General features: G+C 73.3%; 16 protein-coding genes and 1 pseudogene. 11 read left to right on the top strand and 6 right to left on the bottom strand.

The window, feature by feature from the left end:
• Position 1: 1 nt before the first annotated feature.
• The 3 genes from AC0OO9_RS07475 to AC0OO9_RS07465 are packed head-to-tail and all read right to left on the bottom strand — an operon-like array spanning position 2 to position 2058.
• Positions 2-763, bottom strand: a complete 762-nt coding sequence (locus AC0OO9_RS07475; protein WP_484516548.1) for a metal ABC transporter ATP-binding protein — start codon at positions 761-763, stop codon at positions 2-4.
• On the bottom strand, positions 760-1746 hold the full coding sequence (locus AC0OO9_RS07470) for a metal ABC transporter substrate-binding protein (RefSeq protein WP_484516547.1): 987 nt from the start codon (positions 1744-1746) through the stop codon (positions 760-762). The genes AC0OO9_RS07475 and AC0OO9_RS07470 overlap by 4 nt, the downstream gene beginning before the upstream one ends.
• A 54-nt stretch (positions 1747-1800) precedes the next feature.
• Positions 1801-2058 (bottom strand): hypothetical protein, encoded by a 258-nt coding sequence (locus tag AC0OO9_RS07465; RefSeq protein ID WP_132240385.1) that lies wholly within the window; start codon positions 2056-2058, stop codon positions 1801-1803.
• Between the two features lie 27 nt (positions 2059-2085).
• Here AC0OO9_RS07465 and AC0OO9_RS07460 point away from each other — a divergent pair, with 27 nt between their 5' ends.
• The 4 genes from AC0OO9_RS07460 (at position 2086) to dusB (ending at position 5754) form a co-directional block, all read left to right on the top strand.
• Entirely contained in the window at positions 2086-2427 is a 342-nt protein-coding gene (locus tag AC0OO9_RS07460) for an antibiotic biosynthesis monooxygenase family protein (RefSeq protein ID WP_311414944.1), read from the top strand.
• Between the two features lie 126 nt (positions 2428-2553).
• Positions 2554-3027, top strand: coding sequence for an Rv0361 family membrane protein (locus tag AC0OO9_RS07455; RefSeq protein WP_132240457.1), 474 nt, complete (start codon positions 2554-2556; stop codon positions 3025-3027).
• Between the two features lie 114 nt (positions 3028-3141).
• Complete coding sequence (locus AC0OO9_RS07450; protein WP_132240383.1) at positions 3142-4521, top strand: glycine--tRNA ligase; 1380 nt, start codon at positions 3142-3144, stop codon at positions 4519-4521.
• 60 nt (positions 4522-4581) lie between these two features.
• Positions 4582-5754 carry a tRNA dihydrouridine synthase DusB gene (gene dusB / locus AC0OO9_RS07445; RefSeq protein WP_484516545.1) on the top strand — a complete coding sequence of 391 codons (1173 nt, stop codon included), beginning with the start codon at positions 4582-4584 and terminating at the stop codon, positions 5752-5754.
• A gap of 342 nt (positions 5755-6096) precedes the next feature.
• Here the strand turns inward: dusB and AC0OO9_RS07440 are convergent, their stop codons facing one another.
• Together AC0OO9_RS07440 and AC0OO9_RS07435 are read right to left on the bottom strand one after the other, a co-directional pair.
• Positions 6097-6747 carry a C39 family peptidase gene (locus tag AC0OO9_RS07440; RefSeq protein ID WP_484516543.1) on the bottom strand — a complete coding sequence of 217 codons (651 nt, stop codon included), beginning with the start codon at positions 6745-6747 and terminating at the stop codon, positions 6097-6099.
• A 1101-nt stretch (positions 6748-7848) separates the two neighbouring features.
• Positions 7849-9645, bottom strand: a pseudogene (locus tag AC0OO9_RS07435) (beta-N-acetylhexosaminidase); the annotation flags it as partial.
• A gap of 315 nt (positions 9646-9960) precedes the next feature.
• Here AC0OO9_RS07435 and ppdK point away from each other — a divergent pair.
• A complete protein-coding gene (ppdK, locus tag AC0OO9_RS07430) occupies positions 9961-12693 on the top strand; it encodes a pyruvate, phosphate dikinase (protein WP_484516541.1) in 2733 nt (910 codons plus the stop codon).
• 148 nt (positions 12694-12841) lie between these two features.
• Here the strand turns inward: ppdK and AC0OO9_RS07425 are convergent, their stop codons facing one another.
• On the bottom strand, positions 12842-13327 hold the full coding sequence (locus tag AC0OO9_RS07425; protein WP_484516540.1) for a roadblock/LC7 domain-containing protein: 486 nt from the start codon (positions 13325-13327) through the stop codon (positions 12842-12844).
• A 193-nt stretch (positions 13328-13520) separates the two neighbouring features.
• Here AC0OO9_RS07425 and AC0OO9_RS07420 point away from each other — a divergent pair, with 193 nt between their 5' ends.
• From AC0OO9_RS07420 to AC0OO9_RS07395, 6 genes are all read left to right on the top strand, one after another.
• Positions 13521-13874 (top strand): VOC family protein, encoded by a 354-nt coding sequence (locus tag AC0OO9_RS07420; protein WP_484516538.1) that lies wholly within the window; start codon positions 13521-13523, stop codon positions 13872-13874.
• Positions 13864-15165, top strand: a complete 1302-nt coding sequence (locus AC0OO9_RS07415; protein WP_484516536.1) for a deoxyguanosinetriphosphate triphosphohydrolase — start codon at positions 13864-13866, stop codon at positions 15163-15165. Before AC0OO9_RS07420 ends, AC0OO9_RS07415 begins: the two co-directional genes overlap by 11 nt.
• Positions 15166-15180: 15 nt before the next feature.
• Positions 15181-16017, top strand: coding sequence for a siderophore-interacting protein (locus AC0OO9_RS07410; RefSeq protein WP_484516535.1), 837 nt, complete (start codon positions 15181-15183; stop codon positions 16015-16017).
• A 159-nt stretch (positions 16018-16176) separates the two neighbouring features.
• Entirely contained in the window at positions 16177-17805 is a 1629-nt protein-coding gene (locus tag AC0OO9_RS07405) for a BCCT family transporter (protein ID WP_484516533.1), read from the top strand.
• A gap of 107 nt (positions 17806-17912) precedes the next feature.
• A complete protein-coding gene (gene dnaG / locus AC0OO9_RS07400) occupies positions 17913-19805 on the top strand; it encodes a DNA primase (RefSeq protein ID WP_484517878.1) in 1893 nt (630 codons plus the stop codon).
• The gene (locus AC0OO9_RS07395; protein ID WP_484516531.1) at positions 19806-20342 is read left to right on the top strand and encodes a hypothetical protein; all 537 of its coding nucleotides are present in this window, start codon (positions 19806-19808) and stop codon (positions 20340-20342) included.
• The last annotated feature ends 10 nt before the right edge of the window (positions 20343-20352 follow it).

Here is a 20352-nt window from a genome sequence, read left to right as displayed (position 1 = left end):
CTCAGCTGCTCCACAGCCCGGCGGGCTCGTCGGGACCGTGCGGGTGCACGTGGTCGTGGTCGGGCTCCGCGTGGTGGCCGGCGGGCTCGGGCACCGCGCCGTCGTGACAGATCCCACCCTGGTGTACGACGACCGCCCGGCTGATCAGCGGCCGCAGCGGCCCGAGTTCGTGGGCCACCAGCAGCACCGTGCCACCGCCGGCCACGAAGCCGTGCAGCGCCTCGGCGAACGCCTCCTGGCTGGCGGCGTCGACCCCGGCGGTCGGCTCGTCGAGGACCAGCAGCTCCGGCTGGCCGGCCAGGGCCCGGGCGATCAGGGTGCGCTGCTGCTGCCCGCCGGAGAGGGTGGCCACGGGATCGCGGGCCCGGTCGGCCAGCCCGACCGCCTCCAGCGCGGCGGTCACCGCCGCCCGGTCCGCCGCGCCGGCCGGGCGCAGCACCCCGCGCCGGGCGAGCCGGCCGGAGGCCACCACCTCGCGGACGGTGGCCGGTACGCCGCTGCCGGCGCCGAGGCGCTGCGGGACGTACCCGATGCGGTGCCACTGCCGGAAGCGGCGCAACGGGCGGTCGAAGAGGGTGACCGACCCGGAGCTGAGCGGCACCAGGCCGAGCGCGGCGCGGATGAGGGTGGACTTGCCGGAGCCGTTGGCGCCGAGCACCGCGACCACCTCGCCGGCGGTCACGGTCAGCGAGACGTCGCGCAGCACGGGGCGGCCGTCGTAGCCGACCACCCCGTGCGCGACGGTGATGACTGGGGTTGTCACGAGCAGCTCAACGCCGTCCTCAGGGTCGCAAGGTTGGTGCGCATCACCGAAAGGTAGTCGCCGCCGCCGGGGGACAGCCCCTCCAGGGGGTCCAGCACCGCGGTCTTCGCGCCGACCTCGGCGGCGATGGTCTCGGCCACCTTCGGGCTGACCAGCGTCTCGAAGAAGATCGTGGTGGCCTTGTGCTCCCGGGCCTCCTGGGCGACCTCGGCCAGGCGCTGCGGGGACGGCTCGTTGTCGGGGCTCAGCCCGGTGATGCCGATCTGCTCCAGCTGGTAGCGCCCGGTCAGGTAGCCGAAGGCGGTGTGGCTCACCACGATCTCCCGCCGCTGGCAGGTCTTCAGCCCGGCTGTGAACTCGGCGTCCAGCTTCTCCAGCTCGACGCGCAGCGCCTTGGCGCGGGCCGTGTAGTCGGCGGCGCGGTCCGGGTCGGCCCGGCCGAGCCGCTCGGCGAGCTTGTCGCCCACCGTGGCGAGGCGGGTCGGGTCCAGCCAGAGGTGCGGGTCCTTGGCGCCGCCCTCCTCGTGGCCGGGCTCCTCGGCCTTGCCCGACTCCTCGGGGTGGGCGTGCTCCTCACCCTCGTGGTCGTGGTCGTGGCCGCCCGCGGCGGCGTCCAGCAGCGGCTGCACGGTCGACACGTCGAACGCGCGGTCCTTGGCGTTCTGCTCGACGGCCTCGTCCAGCGCCGGCTGGAAGCCCTTGAGCAGCACGACCAGCTCCGCCTCGGCGACCTGGCCGACCTGGCCCGGGTTCAGCTCCAGGTCGTGCGGCTCCGCCCCCGGCTTGACCAGGTTGCTCACCTTCACCGCGTCGCCGCCGATGCGCTCGGTGAGGAACTGCAGCGGGTAGAAGGCGGCCACCACGTCGACCCGCTGCGGGTCGGCGCCGGTCGTGCCGTCGTCGGAACAGGCCGTGACGCCACCCAGGGCGAGCAGGGCGGTGGTGGCGACGGCCAGGGTGCGCGGGGCGGAGCGGATGTTCATGTCGTGAACTGTCCGCGACAACGATAATGATTGTCAAAAACGCATGCTTGCATGTCAGAGGAGCTTCACCAGGCCCGCGGTGACCAGCAGGGTGAGCGCCACCAGCCGGATCACCCGGGTCGGCACCGTCTGCACCGACCAGGTGGTGACCAGCAGCGCGGCAACGGCCGCGGCGAGCAGCAGGGTCAACAGCCCGCCGACCACGCCGGGGGTGAAGAACGCGACAAGCACCAGCACGAGGGTGACCAGGAACACCGTCGTCGGGTTCGCCCGGGCCAACCGGGCCGGCATCCGGCTCTGCGTACGCTGCATCCCACAGACTCTACGAGGAGGAACCCCGTGCTGGTGACGAACCGGTTCGTGGTGGACGTCGATGTCGCCGACGAGTTCACCGAGCGGGCGCACGCCGCCCTCGCCGCGCTCGCGGCCCGCCCCGGTTACCTGCGCGGCCAACTGGTGCGTGCGCTGGACGACCCCCGGCACTGGTGCCTGGTCACCGAGTGGGAGTCGGTCGGCACCTACCGGCGGGCGCTGGGCGGCTTCGACGTCAAGATCACCGCCGTGCCGCTGCTCGCCGAGTCGCTCGACGAACCGTCGGCGTACGAGGCGCTCGCCACCGCCGCCCCGGGCGGGGACGTCGTCCCGGCCGCCAGCGATCGGGCCGCTGGTCCTTACCGCTGAGCCTGCGGGCACTACATTGCTTGCATGACCGCTCCCGGACCGGCGACCCCGCCGGCGTACCCTCCGTCGCCCGGCCAGCAGGGGGCGCAGCCGCCCGCCGTGCCCGGCCCGCCGGCGGACCCGGGCGTGCCCGCCCCGCCGGCCGGGCCGGGGGTCACCCCGCCGTTCGCGGCGCCGCCCACCGAGGGGCGCAACACCCGGCTCTGGCTCGGGCTGGGCGCCGGGGCGCTCGCCGTGCTGCTCTGCTGCGGCGGTGGCGGCGCGGCCGTGGTGGGTCTGGCCGTGACGGGGGTGCAGGCCGTGCGCGAGCAGGGACGCACCGTCTCCACCGACTACTACCGCGCGCTCGTCGAGCGGAAGTACGGCGCGGCGTACGACCAGCTCTGCGACGACGCGCAGCGGCGCGAGTCACGCCGCGAGTTCGAGCGCCGGGTGGCCGCCGAGCCGCAGATCGCGACCTTCCGGGTGGGCGACGTGGACGCCGTATCCCTCACCGTGCCCGTCGACGTCACCTACACGGGCGGCCGGCAGGACCGGCAGGAGGTCACCCTCGGGCAGGACCAGCAGACCGGCGGCATGGAGGTGTGCGGGGTGAGCTGACCCGCCCCCGGTATTCTGCTGGGCCCGGGACGGCACGGGTCGTACCGTTGTCCCGAACTGTTCCTTCCGTCCTTACCGCGTCCCCGCCGACCGCCAGTCGGCGTAGGAGGAAACATGCCAGCCGACCGTATCGACGCCGTCGTCAGCCTCGCCAAGCGCCGAGGCTTCGTCTTCCCCTCCAGCGAGATCTACGGAGGCACCCGGTCGGCGTGGGACTACGGTCCGCTCGGCGTGGAGCTCAAGGAGAACGTCCGCCGGCAGTGGTGGAAGACCATGGTCCAGCAGCGCGACGACGTGGTCGGCCTCGACTCCGCCGTGATCCTGGCCCGCGACGTCTGGGCCGCCTCCGGCCACCTGGACGCCTTCGTCGACCCGCTGACCGAGTGCCAGTCGTGCCACAAGCGGTTCCGGGCCGACCACCTCGAGGAGGCGTACGAGGCCAAGCACGGCAAGCCGCCGGCCTCGCTGACCGAGCTGAACTGCCCGAACTGCGGCAACAAGGGCACCTTCACCGAGCCGAAGATGTTCAACGGCCTGATGAAGACCTTCCTCGGCCCGGTCGAGAGCGAGGAGGGCATGCACTACCTGCGGCCCGAGACCGCCCAGGGCATCTTCGTCAACTACAAGAACGTCGAGACGGTCGCCCGCAAGAAGCCGCCGTTCGGCATCGCCCAGACCGGCAAGTCGTTCCGCAACGAGATCACCCCGGGCAACTTCATCTTCCGTACCCGCGAGTTCGAGCAGATGGAGATGGAGTTCTTCGTCGAGCCGGGCTCGGACGAGCAGTGGCACGAGTACTGGCTCTCCGAGCGCTGGAACTGGTACCTCGACCTGGGCCTGTCGGAGAGCAACCTGCGCTTCTACGAGCACCCGAAGGAGAAGCTCTCCCACTACTCGAAGCGCACCGTCGACATCGAGTACCGCTTCCAGTTCGGCGGGACCGAGTTCGCGGAGCTGGAGGGCATCGCCAACCGCACCGACTTCGACCTCTCCACGCACAGCAAGCACTCCGGCGTCGACCTGTCCTACTTCGACCAGGCCAAGGGCGAGCGCTGGATGCCGTACGTCATCGAGCCGGCCGCCGGCCTCACCCGCGCGGTGCTCGCGTTCCTGCTGGAGGCGTACGACGAGGACGAGGCGCCGAACACCAAGGGCGGCGTGGACAAGCGCACGGTGATGCGCTTCGACCCGCGGCTGGCCCCGGTCAAGGTGGCCGTGCTGCCGCTGTCGCGCAACGAGGCGCTCTCGCCGAAGGCGAAGGGCCTCGCCGCCGACCTGCGCAAGCGCTGGGTGGTGGAGTTCGACGACTCGCAGGCGATCGGCCGCCGCTACCGCCGCCAGGACGAGATCGGCACCCCGTTCTGCGTGACCGTCGACTTCGACACCCTGGACGACAACGCGGTGACCGTCCGGAACCGGGACACCATGGCCCAGGAGCGCATCGCGCTGGACCAGGTCGAGCGCTACCTGATCGAGCGCCTCCCCGGCTGCTGAGCTGCGGTGGGGCCCGGCCGGCGCGGAAGTGGCGCCGGCCGGGGCCCGTACACTTGTCCGGTGACCGCGCCGACCGTTCCCGCACTGCGCCCGCTGACCCTCGGGCGGCACGAGGTGTGGCCGCCGGTGGTGCTCGCGCCGATGGCCGGCATCACCAACGTCGGCTTCCGGCAGCTCTGCCGGGAGCAGGGCGGCGGCATCTACGTCTGCGAGATGATCACCACCGTCGCGCTGGTCGAGCGGAACCCGAAGACGCTGCGCATGATCGCGTTCGGCGACGACGAGCGGCCCCGCAGCCTCCAGCTCTACGGCACCGACCCCGAGATCACCGCCGCCGCCGTGCGGATCGTGGTGGAGAAGGACCTCGCCGACCACATCGACCTCAACTTCGGCTGCCCGGTCCCCAAGGTCACCCGCAAGGGCGGCGGCTCGGCGCTGCCGTGGCGCCGCCGGCTCTTCGCGCGGCTGGTCAGGGCCGCGGTGGACGCCGCGTCACCCGCCGGGGTGCCGGTCACGGTCAAGATGCGAAAGGGCATCGACGACGACCACCTGACGTACGTCGAAGCGGGCCTCGCCGCCCAGGACGCGGGGGTGGCGTCGGTCGCCCTGCACGGGCGTACGGCCGCACAGCGCTACTCCGGCACGGCGGACTGGGACGCCATCGCGACGCTCAAGCAGGCCCTCGACGTCCCGGTGCTCGGCAACGGCGACATCTGGGAGGCCGACGACGCGCTGCGGATGGTGGCGCACACGGGCGTCGACGGGGTGGTGATCGGCCGGGGCTGCCTGGGTCGACCGTGGCTCTTCGCCGACCTGGAGGCCGCGTTCGACGGCCGCCCGGAACGCCGCCTGCCCACCCTCGGCGAGGTGGCGCTGACGATGCGCCGCCACGCCGAACTGCTGGTCGACCAGTTCACCGCCGGCTCCCGTACCCCCGCCCGGGGCGAGCGGGACGGCTGCACCGACTTCCGCAAGCACGTCGCCTGGTACCTCAAGGGCTTCCCGGTCGGCAGCGAGCTGCGCCGCGAGCTGGCCATGATCGAGAGCCTGGCCCAGCTCGACGACCTGCTCGCCAAGCTGGACCCGACCGAGCCCTTCCCCGTGGCCACCTTGGGCCAGCCGCGCGGTCGCACCAACTCGCCCGGGAAGGTCTTCCTGCCGGACGGCTGGCTGGCCAGCCGCGACGACGACACCGTCCCGGAGGGCGCCGAACTAGCCGACTCGGGCGGCTGAGCCCCCAGCCGGCCCCCGGGCCTCGGCGGTCCCCGGCCCTCGCCCTGGCTCCTGCCCCGGTCCTTGGCTCCCGCACCGGCCCTCGGCTGCGGCTCGGCCCGGCCTGCCCGGCTGCGGACGCCGGGTGAAGGTGAAGACCCGGCTGACCTCCGGGCTCTGGCTTCGGCTCGGTCCCGGCTGCCGCCCCGGGCTCTGGCTTCGGCTCGGCCCGGCCTGCCCTGCTACGGACGCCGGGTGGAGGTGAGAGACGACGAAAGGGCCGGCCCCTTGTGGGGGCCGGCCTTTGTCGTTGGGCTTTCGCCGGTTGGGTGTCGCTGGGTGGTGTGTGTCGCTGGTGTTGGGTCAGGCGGTGTAGCCGCGGGTGGCGATCCAGTCGGCGAGGTTGTCGACGCTCATCCGGTAGGAGGCCTGGTTGGGGTTGGCGGAGTCGGCGATGGTGACGGTGTTGCCGTTGTCGCGGTAGCCGACGACGCTGATGTAGTGCCCGCCTTCGAAGGAGTGGGTGGTGCCGTCGGTGTCGGTGGCGGTGCCGGCGATGTTGGCGACGATGGCGTGGCCTTCGTCGATGGCGGTGACGATGTCGCCGCGCAGCTTGTCGGTCTGCTTGTCGTCGGCCTTGGCGCCGGGGATCTCCACCGACTGGTAGGCGTCCTTGCCGGTCTCCTTGTTCAGCACGGGGGTGATGTCGTTGATGGAGTTGGTGCCGGCTTCGGTGGTGCCCATGCGCTGGGCCATGCCGTCGACGTCGATGTTCTTGCCCTGCACGCTGAGGGCGTTGCGGGCGGCGGCGGGGCCGCAGTAGTAGAAGTTGGGCTGGGCCTCGTAGCGCACGCCCAACTCGCGCTCGCCGCCCTTGCGGTCCTGGGCGACCGTGGTGGGCTTGGCCTCGGCGGGGGCGGCGAGGGCGGTGGTGACGGGGCCGGCGATGGCGCCGCCGGTGAAGGCGAGCCCGGCAGCGGTCAGAGCGGTCTTACGCAGGATGTCGGTACGCATGATGGCAGCACCTTTCGATCGGGGGTACGCGGACGCGCGGGGGAGCGGCGTGCCGCGAGGGGGAAGTCAGAACGGATCGCTCCGGCGGTGGGGGGACCTGCTCGGGCGTCCGGGATGTCTCAACGACTCGGGTCGGCCAGTCATTCCGCCGGCCGGTCGGGCCACCGTGGCGCGGGGGAGCGCCGTGGGTATGCCATGTTCAACGACCCGCACCGGCCCACGATTCCGCCGTCGAGGTGGCGCCGACCACGGGACGCACCGGACGGCGGCGACATCCAGGCACGTATTGGGAGGCCGCGAAGCGGACAAAACCCCCACGAATCTGCGGTCCGCCGCAGCCGTTAAAGTCCGACGCCGTCGGCCGTCGGGTGAGCATGGGGCGGCGAGCGCGCTGTCGAGCTGATGTCGTAAACGACTCACGCTGCCCCGACGGCATGAACCGCGACTCCGCTCCGCGCCGTCGGCCCGCTTTCCCTGCCGATCGGGGACGGACGGCACCGCTGAATCGTCTACGACATCAGCTCGACAGCGCCCGAGGAGCGGATCCGCGCGCCTGTCCGCGTGCCCGCCAGCAATAGGCACCCCAGCAACCGGCGGTACGTGCCCTGAGTGACGCGTCAGGCGGAACCGCCCGGACCCCGAGATCGAGAGGCATCCGCGACGGCGATGGCGGCGGCACCGTGACCGTCACGGCACCCGTGGCCGTCACGGTGACCGCGACCGCGACGGCAGCGGCGACCGCCACCGCCCCGTCCCTGCGCCGAGCACGGCGGGCCACACCCCGCCGGTGCCCACTCTCGCGTTCGTCCGCTGGGCTCTACCGGAGATCTTGGTGAGAAACCGCCCCTCCAGGGGCCATCTCGTACCAAGATCTCCACCGATGATCCGATGGACCCGGGTGACCCGGTAACCGGGGTGAGCCAGGTGACCCGGTGACGACCGCGATGGCGGCGGCGACCGCCACCGTGGCGGGGATGGGGGCGTTGGGCGCGGGCGTCAGGCGGACGGGCCTGGCGCGGGGGCCTCCTCGGGGCCGGTCTGGGTGGGGATCGCCGTTTGCGGCGCGCTGGGAGTCGGGTGGGCGGTTTGGGTGGGGATCGCCGTGTGTGGCGTAGTGGGAGCCGGGTGGCCGGTCTGGGTGGGGATCGCCGCCTGCCGCGCGGCGGGAGTTGGCCGCTCGGCGGGCCAGGGGATCTCCGGCGAGCGGTGGAAGGCCATGCCGGCCGCGGTCCAGCGCGGGCCGTGCCCTGCCAGCCGGTCGCGGAACGCGGCCCAGTCGTGCGTCGCGCGGGGCGACCAGCCCAGTTCGGCGATCGCGGGTAGGCGCGGGAAGAGCATGAACTCGACCTCGGCCCGCGAGGTGACCGACTCGGTCCACAGCGGCGCCTCGACGCCCAGCACCGCGTCGGCCGGTACGCCGGCGACGTGGGTGCCGGGGTCCCAGTCGTACGACCGCCGCACGTCGATCAGGCCGGCCCAGTCGTGCCCGATGGGGGTGTCCGGGGCGTACTTCATGTCGAGGTAGGCGTGGTTGCCGGGGGAGAGCACCAGTCGCGCGCCCCGGTGGACGGCGTCCGCCGTGACCGGGTCCTCGCCCTTGGTGCCCCACCACTGGAGCACCCGCCCCTCGGCGTGCGCGACGGGCGCGATCTGGTGCCAGCCCACTACCGTCTTGCCGGTTGCGGCGACGATGCGCTGGGTCCGCTCGACGAAGGCCGCGTACGCGTCGGGACGTACCTTGAACGCCTCGTCGCCCCCGATGTGCAGCCACGGCCCGGGGGTGAGCGCCGCGATCTCGCCCAGCACGTCGGCGACGAAGTCGTACGTCCGCTCGTTGGTGGGGTCGACGTAGCTGAAGCCGACCTCGGTGCCGGTGTACGGCGGCGGCGCGGTGCCCTCCGGGGCCAGCTCGCCGTACGCGGTCAGCGCGGCGTTGGTGTGGCCCGGCAGGTCGATCTCCGGCACCACGGTGACGTGCCGCTCGGCGGCGTAGGCGACGATCCGCCGGTAGTCGTCGCGCGTGTAGTGCCCGCCCGGGCCGCCGCCCACCTCGACCGCCCCGCCGACCTCCGCGAGCCGGGGCCAGGAGTCGATCGCGATCCGCCAGCCCTGGTCGTCGGTGAGGTGCAGGTGCAGGTGGTTGAGCTTGTAGCGGGCCAGGTGGTCGATCACCCGCAGCACGTCCGGTACGCCGAAGAAGTGCCGGGCCACGTCGAGCATCGCCCCCCGGTAGGGGAACCGGGGCCGGTCGGTGATCGAGCCGCCGGGCAGCGCCCAGTGCTCGGCGACCGGTACCGGGCTCTCGATGGCGGCGGGCAGGAGCTGCCGCAGCGTCTGCACGCCGTGGAAGAGCCCGGCCGGGGCGGCGGCCTCGATCCGTACGCCGTCGGGCGTCACGTCGAGCCGGTAGCCCTCCGGGCCGAGGCCGGCGGAGCCGGCCAGCGTCAGGGTGATGCCGCCGGCCGGCTCCGGTCGGGTGGCGTCGGTCACCGGCAGCGGGTAGCCGGTGGCCGGCCGGAGCAGGGCGGCCAGCTGTCCGGCGACGGCGCGGGCGTCGTCGTCGCCGTTCACCCGGATCGCCGCGTCGGGAGTGAGGACGAAGTCGGCGCCCGGGACCGGCGTGACCCGCTCCGGCGCGGGCACGACATCGCCCAGCCGGATCCGGCCCGGCGGGACGGGCAGGTCGTCGGCGGCCCTGGGCGGCGGAACGGGCAGGTCGTCGGTGGCCCCGGACGGCGGGACGAGCAGGTCGTCGGCGGTCCGGGTCGCCGCCCGGGCCAGCTCGGCGGCGGCCGGTTCGTGGGCCGGCAGGGCGTGGTGGCCGGGCTCCCGCTCCTCCACCCCGGCAGCGCGGGACGGGTCGAGCGGCTCCGGGGCGGCGGTGGGAACGGCTGGCACGGCGTCGGCTCCGAGGGGTGTATTTGCGGCGGTTATGGCAAAGGTGAGGTTCACCGAAAAGCGTGCGGCCAAGGATACGAGGCGGAGCCGGAAATGCGTGATCGTGCGCGTGGAAGCGTTCCCAAAAACCGGTACGAACGCGGATAGTCGGGATAGCTGTGCCTATTGTCACCGAACGGTCCCGGGTCCCTCGATGTTCGCTTAGCCTTCGCCCACCGGCCGGCTTGGCACCGGGATTGCCGGTGGTCCGTCCCGGGGTATGAGAGCGACTGAACCTTCGTTAAGTGTCGGACCGGCGCGCGTGGGAGGGCTCTGGTGGCAAAGCAGGAGACGGTGGAACACAAGTACGTGTACGCCTTCGCCGAGGGCAACAAGGATCTCAAGGAACTGCTCGGTGGCAAGGGGGCCAACCTGGCCGAGATGACCAATCTCGGCCTGCCGGTCCCACCGGGCTTCACGATCACCACGGAGGCCTGCAAGGCGTACCTCGTCACGGGGGAGGAGCCGGACGGCCTCGCCGACCAGATCGCCGCGCACCTCGCGTCGCTGGAGCAGGCGATGGGCAAGCGCCTCGGTGACCCGGAGGACCCGCTGCTGGTGTCCGTCCGCTCCGGCGCCAAGTTCTCCATGCCCGGCATGATGGAGACCGTCCTCAACGTCGGCCTCAACGACCGCAGCGTCCAGGGGCTCGCGCGACAGGCCAGCGGCGCGGACGCGCAGACCTCCGGCGGCGCGGACCGGTTCGCCTGGGACTCCTACCGCCGTCTGATCCAGATGTTCGGCAAGACGGTGTGCGAGGTGCCGGGCGAGGAGTTCGAGCACGCGCTCGACGACGCCAAGCGGGCCAAGGGCACCCACGACGACCTCGACCTCGACGCCGACGACCTGCGGGGGCTGGTCGACGCGTACAAGAAGATCTTCTTCAAGCACACCGGCCGGGAGTTCCCGCAGGAGCCGCGCGAGCAGCTCGACCTGGCCATCCGCGCGGTCTTCGAGTCGTGGAACGCCGAGCGCGCGGTGCTCTACCGACGCCAGGAGCGGATCCCGGCCGACCTGGGCACGGCGGTCAACGTGGTGGCGATGGTCTTCGGCAACCTCGGCCCGGACTCCGGCACCGGCGTCGCGTTCACCCGCGACCCCGCCAGCGGCGCCCAGGGCATCTACGGCGACTACCTGGCCAACGCCCAGGGCGAGGACGTGGTCGCGGGCATCCGCAACACCGTGCCGTTGCAGGATCTGGAGCGGCTGGACAAGAAGTCCTACGACGAACTGCTCGGCATCATGGCCCGCCTGGAGGGCCACTACAAGGACCTCTGCGACATCGAGTTCACCATCGAGCGCGGCAAGCTCTGGATGCTCCAGACCCGCGTCGGCAAGCGCACCGCCGCCGCGGCGTTCGTCATCGCCGGGCAGCTCGTCGACGAGGGCCTGATCGACCTCGACGAGGCGCTGCACCGGGTCAACGGCGCGCAGCTCGCCCAGCTGATGTTCCCCCGGTTCCGGCTCGACCACGAGTTCCAGCCGGTGGCCAAGGGCATCGGGGCATCACCGGGCGCGGCGTCGGGCAAGGTGGTCTTCACCTCCGCCCGCGCGGTGGAACTGGCCGCCGAGGGGGAGTCGGTGATCCTGGTCCGGCGCGAGACCAACCCCGACGACCTCAACGGCATGATCGCCGCCCAGGGCATCCTCACCTCGCGCGGCGGCAAGACCAGCCACGCCGCCGTCGTGGCGCGGGGGATGGGCAAGACCTGCGTCTCCGGCGCCGACGAGATCGACGTCAACGTCCCGCAGCGCCGCTTCGTCGTCGGCGGGCAGACCGTCGTCGAGGGCGACATCGTCTCCATCGACGGCACCACCGGCAAGGTCTACCTCGGCGAGGTGCCGGTCATGCCGTCGGAGGTGGTGCAGTACTTCGAGGGCAGCCTCGACCCCGAGCACGTCGACAACGCGCTGGTGCGGGCCGTACACCGGATCATGACGCACGCCGACGAGCGGCGGCGGCTGGCCGTGCGCACGAACGCCGACACCGGCGCGGACGCCGCCCGGGCCCGGCGCTTCGGTGCGGAGGGCATCGGCCTCTGCCGCACCGAGCACATGTTCCTCGGCGACCGGCGCGAGCTGGTCGAGCGGCTGATCCTGGCCCGCGACAACACCGAGCGGGAGGCCGCGCTGGCCGCGCTGCTCCCGTTGCAGCGCGCCGACTTCGAGGAGATCTTCCGGGAGATGGACGGGATGCCCGTCACCGTCCGGCTGATCGACCCGCCGCTGCACGAGTTCCTGCCCCCGCTGGAGCAGCTCGCGGTCAACGTGGCGGTCGCCCAGGAGCGCGGCGAGGACGTGGCCCAGGAGGAGGCACTGCTCGCCGCCGTCCGGCGGATGCACGAGGAGAACCCGATGCTGGGCCTGCGCGGCGTGCGCCTCGGCCTGGTCATCCCCGGTCTGTTCGCCATGCAGGTCCGGGCGATCGCGGAGGCCGCGGTCACCGTCACCCGCAGCGGCGCGGTGGCCCGGCCGGAGATCATGGTCCCGCTGGTCGGCGCGGTGCAGGAGCTGGAGACCGTACGCGCCGAGGCCGAGAAGATCATCGCCGAGGTGGTCGGGGACAGCGGCGTCGAGGTGCTGATCGGCACGATGATCGAGGTGCCCCGGGCGGCGCTGACCGCCGGCCAGATCGCCGAGGCGGCGCAGTTCTTCTCCTTCGGCACCAACGACCTGACCCAGATGGGCTGGGGGTTCTCCCGCGACGACGTCGAGGGCGCGTTCTTCTGGCGCTACCTGGAGCTGGGCATCTTCGGCATCTCGCCGTTCGAGTCGATCGACCGCGACGGCGTGGGCCGGCTGGTGCGCATCGCCGCGGAGGAGGGCCGGGCGGCCCGGCCGGAGCTGAAGCTCGGCGTCTGCGGCGAGCACGGCGGCGACCCGGAGTCGGTGCACTTCTTCCACGAGGTCGGCCTGGACTACGTGTCCTGCTCGCCCTTCCGGGTGCCCGTCGCCCGGTTGGAGGCCGGCCGCGCGGCGGTGGAGACGGACGGCTCCGACAGCCGCTGACGCGCGAGGACGACTGACGCGCGAGGACGACAGGCCGGCGGCGGACCCGGGGGAGCGGAATCCGCCGCCGCTGCCGTGCGGGCGGCCCGTGCCGGCGCGACCGCACCGTGGGTCGGGAGCCGGTCGCGGACCGACTCCCGGGGGTTGCTCAGACCGGCGGGCGGCGCCAGGTGTGGGGGGTGACGCGCCGGGGCAGCCTGCCGCCCGAGGTGCGGGCCGCGAGCCGGGCGTGCGCCTCGGGCACCGTCGCCGCCCCGATCAGGCGGCTGGTGTCCAGCACCGAGCCGGTGCGCCGGGCCACCGCCCGCGCGTCGGCGTGCAGCTCGTCCAGGTCGGCGCTGGCGTCGGCGACCAGCGTCAACAGGGCGTTGCGCCCGGCGGGGTAGGTGACGACGGCGCCGGTCGAGGTGCGGACCACCGACTCCCGGAACTCGCCGTGCCGCACGGTGTCGGCCACCCGGTGGCCGAGGCCGAAGCTGGCCGCCGCGAGCGCCGCCAGGTGGGTGGCGTCCGTCGCCGGAAGGTCGCTGGAGATCAGCAGGCCGTCGGTGCCCGCGAGCACCGTGCCCGCCACCTCCGGGCGGCGCCGGCGCAGCTCCGACAGTTCCGTTCCCATCATCGTGTCCGCGTTCACGGGCGTCTCCCCACCGTCGGGCCCTCAGTCTGGTCACGTTCCGCGCTGGGAACGCTACCGCCGGCCATGCCGGATCGCGATCCCGTAACCGTCGGCGATCGGTCGACAACTCTCGACTGTTCGGAGGTTGCGTAGCCGTCGGGCGCGCGCCGGCGGCGCGCCGTTCGCGGCGCGCGGGCGTAACCTGATCGGCATGAGCAGCGCCTGGGAGAGCCTGACCGTCGACGCCCGGGACCCCGCCCGGCTCGCCCGCTGGTGGGCCGAGGCGCTGGGCTACCAGGTGGTCACCGAACAGCCGCACGAGGTGGAGATCCGCCGGTCCGCCGACCTGCTGCCGGGCATCGTCTTCGTGCCGGTGACCGACGAGAAGACCACCAAGAACCGGCTGCACTTCGGCCTGCGTCCCGACGACCAGGAGGCCGAGGTCGAGCGGCTGGTCGACATGGGCGCCCGGCACGTCGACGTGGGGCAGGGCGACAGCGGGTGGACCGTGCTGGCCGATCCGGAGGGCAACGAGTTCTGCGTGCTGCGGCAGCGTGAGGACTGAGCCTCCCGGGCCGGACGACCCGGACGTCGCCCGCTGGGCCGACGAGCCGCCGAAGGACACCGGTCACGGGCGGTCGGCGTACGAGCGGGACCGCGCCCGGGTGCTGCACTCGGCGGCGTTCCGGCGGCTGGCCGCGAAGACCCAGGTGCACACGGCCGGCACCGACGACTTCCTGCGTACCCGGCTGACCCACTCGCTGGAGGTCGCGCAGATCGCCCGCGAGATGGGGGCCCGGCTGGGCTGCGACCCGGACGTGGTCGACACCGCGGGGCTCGCCCACGATCTCGGTCACCCGCCGTTCGGGCACAACGGCGAGGACGCGCTGGACGACCTCGCGGCCGGCTGCGGCGGCTTCGAGGGCAACGCGCAGACGCTGCGGGTGCTGACCCGCCTGGAGGCCAAGGTGGTGGCGCCGGACGGGAGGTCCGCCGGCCTCAACCTGACCCGGGCCTCGCTCGACGCGGTGAGCAAGTACCCGTGGCCCCGCCGCCGGGAGCAGCGCAAGTTCGGGGTGTACGACGACGACCTCCCGCTCTTCGCCTGGCTGCGTGCGGGCGGCCCGGGTGACGACCGGCGCTGCCTGGAGGCGCAGGTGATGGACTGGGCCGACGACGTCGCGTACTCGGTGCACGACGTCGAGGACGGCATCCACGGCGGGTACGTGGCGCTGCGTACGCTGCTGCGCGACCCCGACGAGCGGGCCGCGCTCTGCGCCGACGTCGCCGCCACCTACTCCGGCGAGTCTCCGGCCGACCTCGGCGACGTGCTGCTGGAACTGCTCGACGACCCGGTGCTCGCCCCGCTGGCCGGTTACGACGGCAGCCACCGCGCGCAGGCGGCGCTGAAGGCCACCACCAGCGTGCTGACCGGCCGCTTCGTCTCGACGGTGGTGGCGGCCACGCAGGAGCGGTACGGCCCGGGCCCGCACCGCCGCTACGCCGCCGACCTGGTGGTGCCCCGGCGGATCGGGGCGCAGTGCGCGCTGCTCAAGGGCATCGCCCTGCGGTACGTGATGCGTCGCCCCGGCGCGGGGGACCGCTACCGGCGGCAGCGGGAGGTGCTGGCGGAGCTGGTGCACGCCCTGGTCGACCGGGCGCCGGACGGGTTGGATCCCGTCTTCGCCCCGCTCTGGTCGGCCGCGCCGGACGACACGGCCCGGCTCCGGGTGGTGGTCGACCAGGTGGCCTCGCTGACCGACCCGGCGGCTGTCGCCTGGCACGCGCGGGTGGTACGCGGTGGGCGCGGGCATCCGCCGACGGGGGATCAGGGATGGGCAGGCGCGCGAACTTAGGCTAGCCTAACCGGCATGACGGAGCGCCCCATCAAGGTCACCACCGCCCGGGTACTGCGCACCGAGCGGCCCACCCCCCACGTCGTCCGGCTGGTGCTCGGGGGTGAGGAGCTGACCGGCCTGCCGGTGGGCGAGTTCACCGACCACTACATCAAGATCGTCTTCCCGGCGCCGGGGACGCGGTACCCGATCCCGGCGGATCTCAACGCGCTCCGCCGTGACCTGCCCCGGGAGCAGTGGCCCCGGCTGCGCGCGTACACGGTGCGGGCCTGGGACGCGTCGGCCGGCGAGCTGACCGTCGACATCGTGCACCACGGCGACGTGGGGCTGGGCGGGCCGTGGGCGGCCGCGCTGCGCCCCGGCGACCCGGTGCCCTTCGTCGGCCCCGGCGGGGAGTACGCCCCCAGCCCCGACGCCGACTGGCACCTCCTGGTGGGCGACGAGAGCGCGCTGCCGGCCATCGCCGCCGCCCTGGAGCGGCTGCCCGCCGGCGCCCCGGCCACCGTCTTCGTCGAGGTCGCCGACCCGACCGAGGAGCAGCCGCTGGCCAGCCCGGGCGCGGTGCGCCTGACCTGGCTGCACCGGGGCGACCGCCCGGTCGGGGAGGCCCTGGTCACGGCCGTCCGCGCCCTGGAGTTCCCGCCCGGTGACGTGCAGGCCTTCGTGCACGGCGAGGCCACCTTCGTCAAGGATCTGCGCCGCCTGCTCCGCGTCGAACGCGCCGTTCCCCGCGAGCGGCTCTCCATCTCCGGCTACTGGCGCCGGGGCATGAACGACGAGGGCTGGCGGGCCAGCAAGCCCGACTGGAAGCGGCAGGTGGAGGCCGAGGAGGCCGCCGCCGTCCCGGCCTGACCAACCACTTCCTGACGGGCCTCGCCGCGCCTGACCGGCCCGGCACGCCCACGGCTGCCGGGCCGTGGCCGTGCCGACCGATGCGGTCCGGCCGGGCAGGTTCGCCCGATATCGCCGTGTGCCGCCCTCCTGCCCAGCAGGATGGGCAGGGGGTGGCGCATGAGCGGGCAGGTACGGGACCAGGCCGTGGGCCGGATCGACCGCACGGTGCTGGCGCTCAGCGTCGGCGGCGTACTGGCCGTGGTGGCGTGGGGCGTGCTGGCCCGGGGCTCCCTGGCCGGCTTCGGCGAGTCCGGCCTGGCCTGGGTCATCGACACCTTCGGCTGGTTCTTCGTGGTGGCCGCCGACGCCTTCCTGGTGCTCTCGGTGATCATCGCGGCGACGAAGTTCGGCCGGATCCGGCTCGGCGCCGACGACGACGAGCCGGAGTTCAGCACGCTGGCCTGGGTCGCCATGATGTTCAGCGCCGGCATGGGGATCGGCCTGGTCTTCTTCGCCGTGGCCGAGCCCATCCAGCACTACGCCGCACCTCCGCCGGCCACCGGCGTCGCACCGCAGACCGGCGCAGCCGGCGCGACGGCGATGCAGTACACCCTCTTCCACTGGACGCTGCACCCCTGGGGGATCTACGCGGTCGTGGCGCTCGCGCTTGCGTACTCGACCTTCCGCAAGGGCCGGGAGAACCGGATCTCGGCGGCCTTCCAACCCGTGCTCGGGGATCGTGCCGACGGCGCGGCCGGGCGCGCGATCGACCTGCTGGCCGTCTTCGCCACCGTGTTCGGCTCGGCGACCAGCCTCGGCCTCGGCGCGCTCCAGGTCGCCGCCGGCCTCGACCTGGTGGCGGGGATTCCGGACACGACCACGGTGGAGCTGGTGGTGATCGGCGCGCTCACCCTGGCCTTCGTCATCTCCGCCTTCTCCGGGCTGCACCGGGGCATCAAGTGGCTCTCCACCACCAACGTGCTGTTGGCGGTGCTGCTGATGCTCTTCGTCTTCGCGGTCGGGCCGACCATCTACACGCTGGAGGTCCTGCCGGCCTCGGTCGGCGACTACCTGAGCAACCTGGTCTTCATGTCCACCCGCACCGGGGCCTTCTCCGATCCGTCCTGGCTCGGCTCCTGGACGATCTTCTACTGGGCGTGGTGGATCTCCTGGGCGCCCTTCGTGGGCACCTTCATCGCCCGCATCTCCCGGGGCCGCACGGTCCGGCAGTTCGTCGTCGGGGTGCTGCTGGTGCCGAGCGGGGCCAGCGCGGTCTGGTTCGCAGTGATGGGCGGGAGCGGGCTGCGGGCGCAGGCCACCGGAGCCCGGGACCTGGTCGCCGACGTCGGGGCGGGCACCGAGCAGGCTCTCTTCGGCCTGCTGGACGCGTTGCCGCTGGCGACGCTGACCAGCGTGCTGGCCATGGTGCTGATCGCGCTGTACTTCGTCACCAGCGCCGACTCGGCGTCCCTGGTGCTCGGCTCGCTGACCTCCCGGGGCGCGCTGCGCCCGCACCGCGTGCTGGTGGTGGTCTGGGGCGTGCTGATCGGCGCGGTCGCCGCCGTACTGCTGCTGGTGGGCGGGCTGGACGCGCTGCAACAGGCGACCATCCTCGTCGCCCTGCCCTTCGTCGTGGTGATGCTCGGTTTGGCCGTCGCGCTGGTCCGGGACATGGCCCGGGACCCGGCGGTCAACCCACCGCCGCGGGTCCGCCGCTCCGGCCTGGCCGCGGCCGTCCGGGCCGCCCGGTCGTACGACGAGGAGGACCCGCCGCCGGTGCGACGCTACCTGCGGCGCCCGCGCTGACCCGGGTGGCCGTGGCCCGGCCGTCGCGGGCGCGGGCGCCGAGGTGACGGCGGTGGTCGCCACACGCGGCGTCCCCCGGCGGCGCGGCGTCGGTGCGGCAGGGCAGGATGTACGCCGAGGGGGTGGCGGACATGGCTGGGCGGATCCGGGACGAGGACATCGCGCTGGTCCGGGAACGCAGCTCGATCGCCGACGTCATCTCCGAGACGGTGACCCTGCGGTCGGCCGGCGGCGGCAACCTCAAGGGGCTGTGCCCGTTCCACGACGAGAAGAGCCCGTCGTTCAACGTCTCGCCCGCCCGTAACGTCTGGTACTGCTTCGGCTGCGGCGCCGGCGGCGACGCGATCAAGTTCCTGATGGACGCCGAGCACCTCAGCTTCGTCGAGTCGGTCGAGCGGCTCGCCCACCGCGCCGGCCTCCAACTGCGCTACGTCGAGAACGACTCCGCCACGCCGCGCCCTCGCCCGCAGCAGGGGCAGCGGCAGCGCCTCGTCGCCGCGCACGCCGCCGCGGTGGAGTTCTACCGCGGCCAGCTCACCACCGCCGGCGCGCGTCCGGCCCGGGAGTTCCTGGCCCGGCGCGGCTTCGACCGGGCCGCCGCCGAGCGCTACGGCTGCGGCTTCGCGCCCGACGCCTGGGACCTGCTCACCAAGCACCTGCGTCAGCAGGGCTTCAGCCACGACGAGCTGGTCACCGCCGGGCTGTCCCGCCCGTCGCGGTCCGGCACGCTGATCGACCGGTTCCGCCGCCGGCTGATGTGGCCGATCCGCGACCTGACCGGCGACGTGATCGGCTTCGGCGCCCGCAAGCTCTTCGACGACGACGACGGCCCGAAGTACCTGAACACCCCCGAGACGCCGATCTACAAGAAGTCGCACGTCCTCTACGGGATCGACCAGGCCAAGCGGGAGATCGCCAAGCAGGGCAAGGTGGTGGTGGTCGAGGGCTACACCGACGTGATGGCCTGCCACCTGGCCGGGGTCCCGACGGCCGTGGCGACCTGCGGCACGGCGTTCGGCGGGGACCACATCGGGGTGCTGCGCCGGCTGCTGATGGACACCGACGACGTGGCCGGCGAGATCATCTTCACGTTCGACGGGGACGCCGCCGGCCAGAAGGCGGCCCTGCGCGCCTTCGAGGACGACCAGCGCTTCGTCGGGCGTACGTTCATCGCGGTCAGCCCCGACAACATGGACCCCTGCGACCTGCGCCTGGCCAAGGGCGACCTGGCCGTCCGCGACCTGGTGGCCCGCCGCGAGCCGCTTGTCGACTTCGCGCTGCGGCACGTGATCAACCGCTTCGACCTCGACACCGTCGACGGCCGGGTCGAGGCGATGCGCCGGGCCGCGCCGCTGGTCGCCAAGCTCAAGGACCGGGAGAAGCGCCCGGAGTACGTGCGCAAGCTCGCCGGCGACCTCGGCATGGAGATCGAGCCGGTGCAGCGGGCCGTGCTCGCCGCCGCCTCGGCCGCACCCGGCCGGGACGCCCCGCCCGCGCCCCGGCCCGCCCCGGCCGAGCCGGTCGTCGACAACCCGCAGTCGATGGTCGAGCGGGAGGCGCTGAAGCTCGCCCTCCAGGAGCCGGTGCTGGCCGGGCCGATGTTCGACGCGGTCGAGGCGTCGGAGTACCGGCACCCCGTGCACGTGGCGGTGCGGGCGGCCGTCGCGGCGGTCGGCGGGGTCGCCACGGCCACCGGCGGCGCGGTCTGGATCGAGTCGGTCCGCGACGCCTGCGAGGACCTGGCCGCCCGGGCGCTCGTCGGCGAACTGGCGGTGGAGCCGCTGCGCATCGACGGCGAGCCCGACCCGCGCTACGTCTCGATCACCATGGCCCGGTTGCAGTGGGGCTCGGTGACCAGCCGGATCAGGGACCTCAAGTCCCGGATCCAGCGGATCAACCCGGTCAACAACAAGGACGAGTACTTCGCCGCCTTCGGGGAGCTGCTGTCGCTGGAACAGCACGCCCGGGCGTTGCGCGAGCAGGCCGCGGGAGGACTGTAGATGGGACTGTTCCGCCGCAAGCCGAAGCTGCCCGCGGCCCAGCGGCCGCCGCTCGCCGCCGAGGAGCGGGTGCTCGCCTGGGCCGCCGTCGGCGACGGCCAGGGCGACGGCGTCGTCGTGGCCAGCAACCTCGGCCTCTGGCTGCCCGACCGGGCGCAGAGGCTGGGCTGGCACGACATCCTCAAGGCGGTCTGGTCCGGCCGGCAGCTCACGGTGACCCCGGCCGAGTTGTCCGCCGAGCGTGACGGCTACCTGATGGTGGCCGACGGCCCGGCCGAGAGCCACCTGCTGCTCGACCCGGGGGAGCTGCCGCACCAGGTGCGGGAGCGGGTCACCCGGTCGGTGGCGTACACGCAGCACCGTCCGGTGCCCGGCGGCGCCGGCCGGGTCGCGGCGCGCCGGGTGCCGGGGGTGGACGGTCTCACGTGGACGGTCCGTCTCGACCCCGGCACTCCGGCCGACGACCCCGAGGTGCTCGCCGAGGCCGACCGCCTAGTGGCGGAGGCCCGCGCCGCCACCGCCCCGGCGGACGTCTGACCGGCGCGGG

Source organism: Micromonospora sp. USAFONa4 (genome assembly GCF_057197825.1).
The sequence above is the reverse complement of the archived record's forward strand: the minus strand, read 5'-3'. Positions and strand labels throughout refer to the sequence as shown.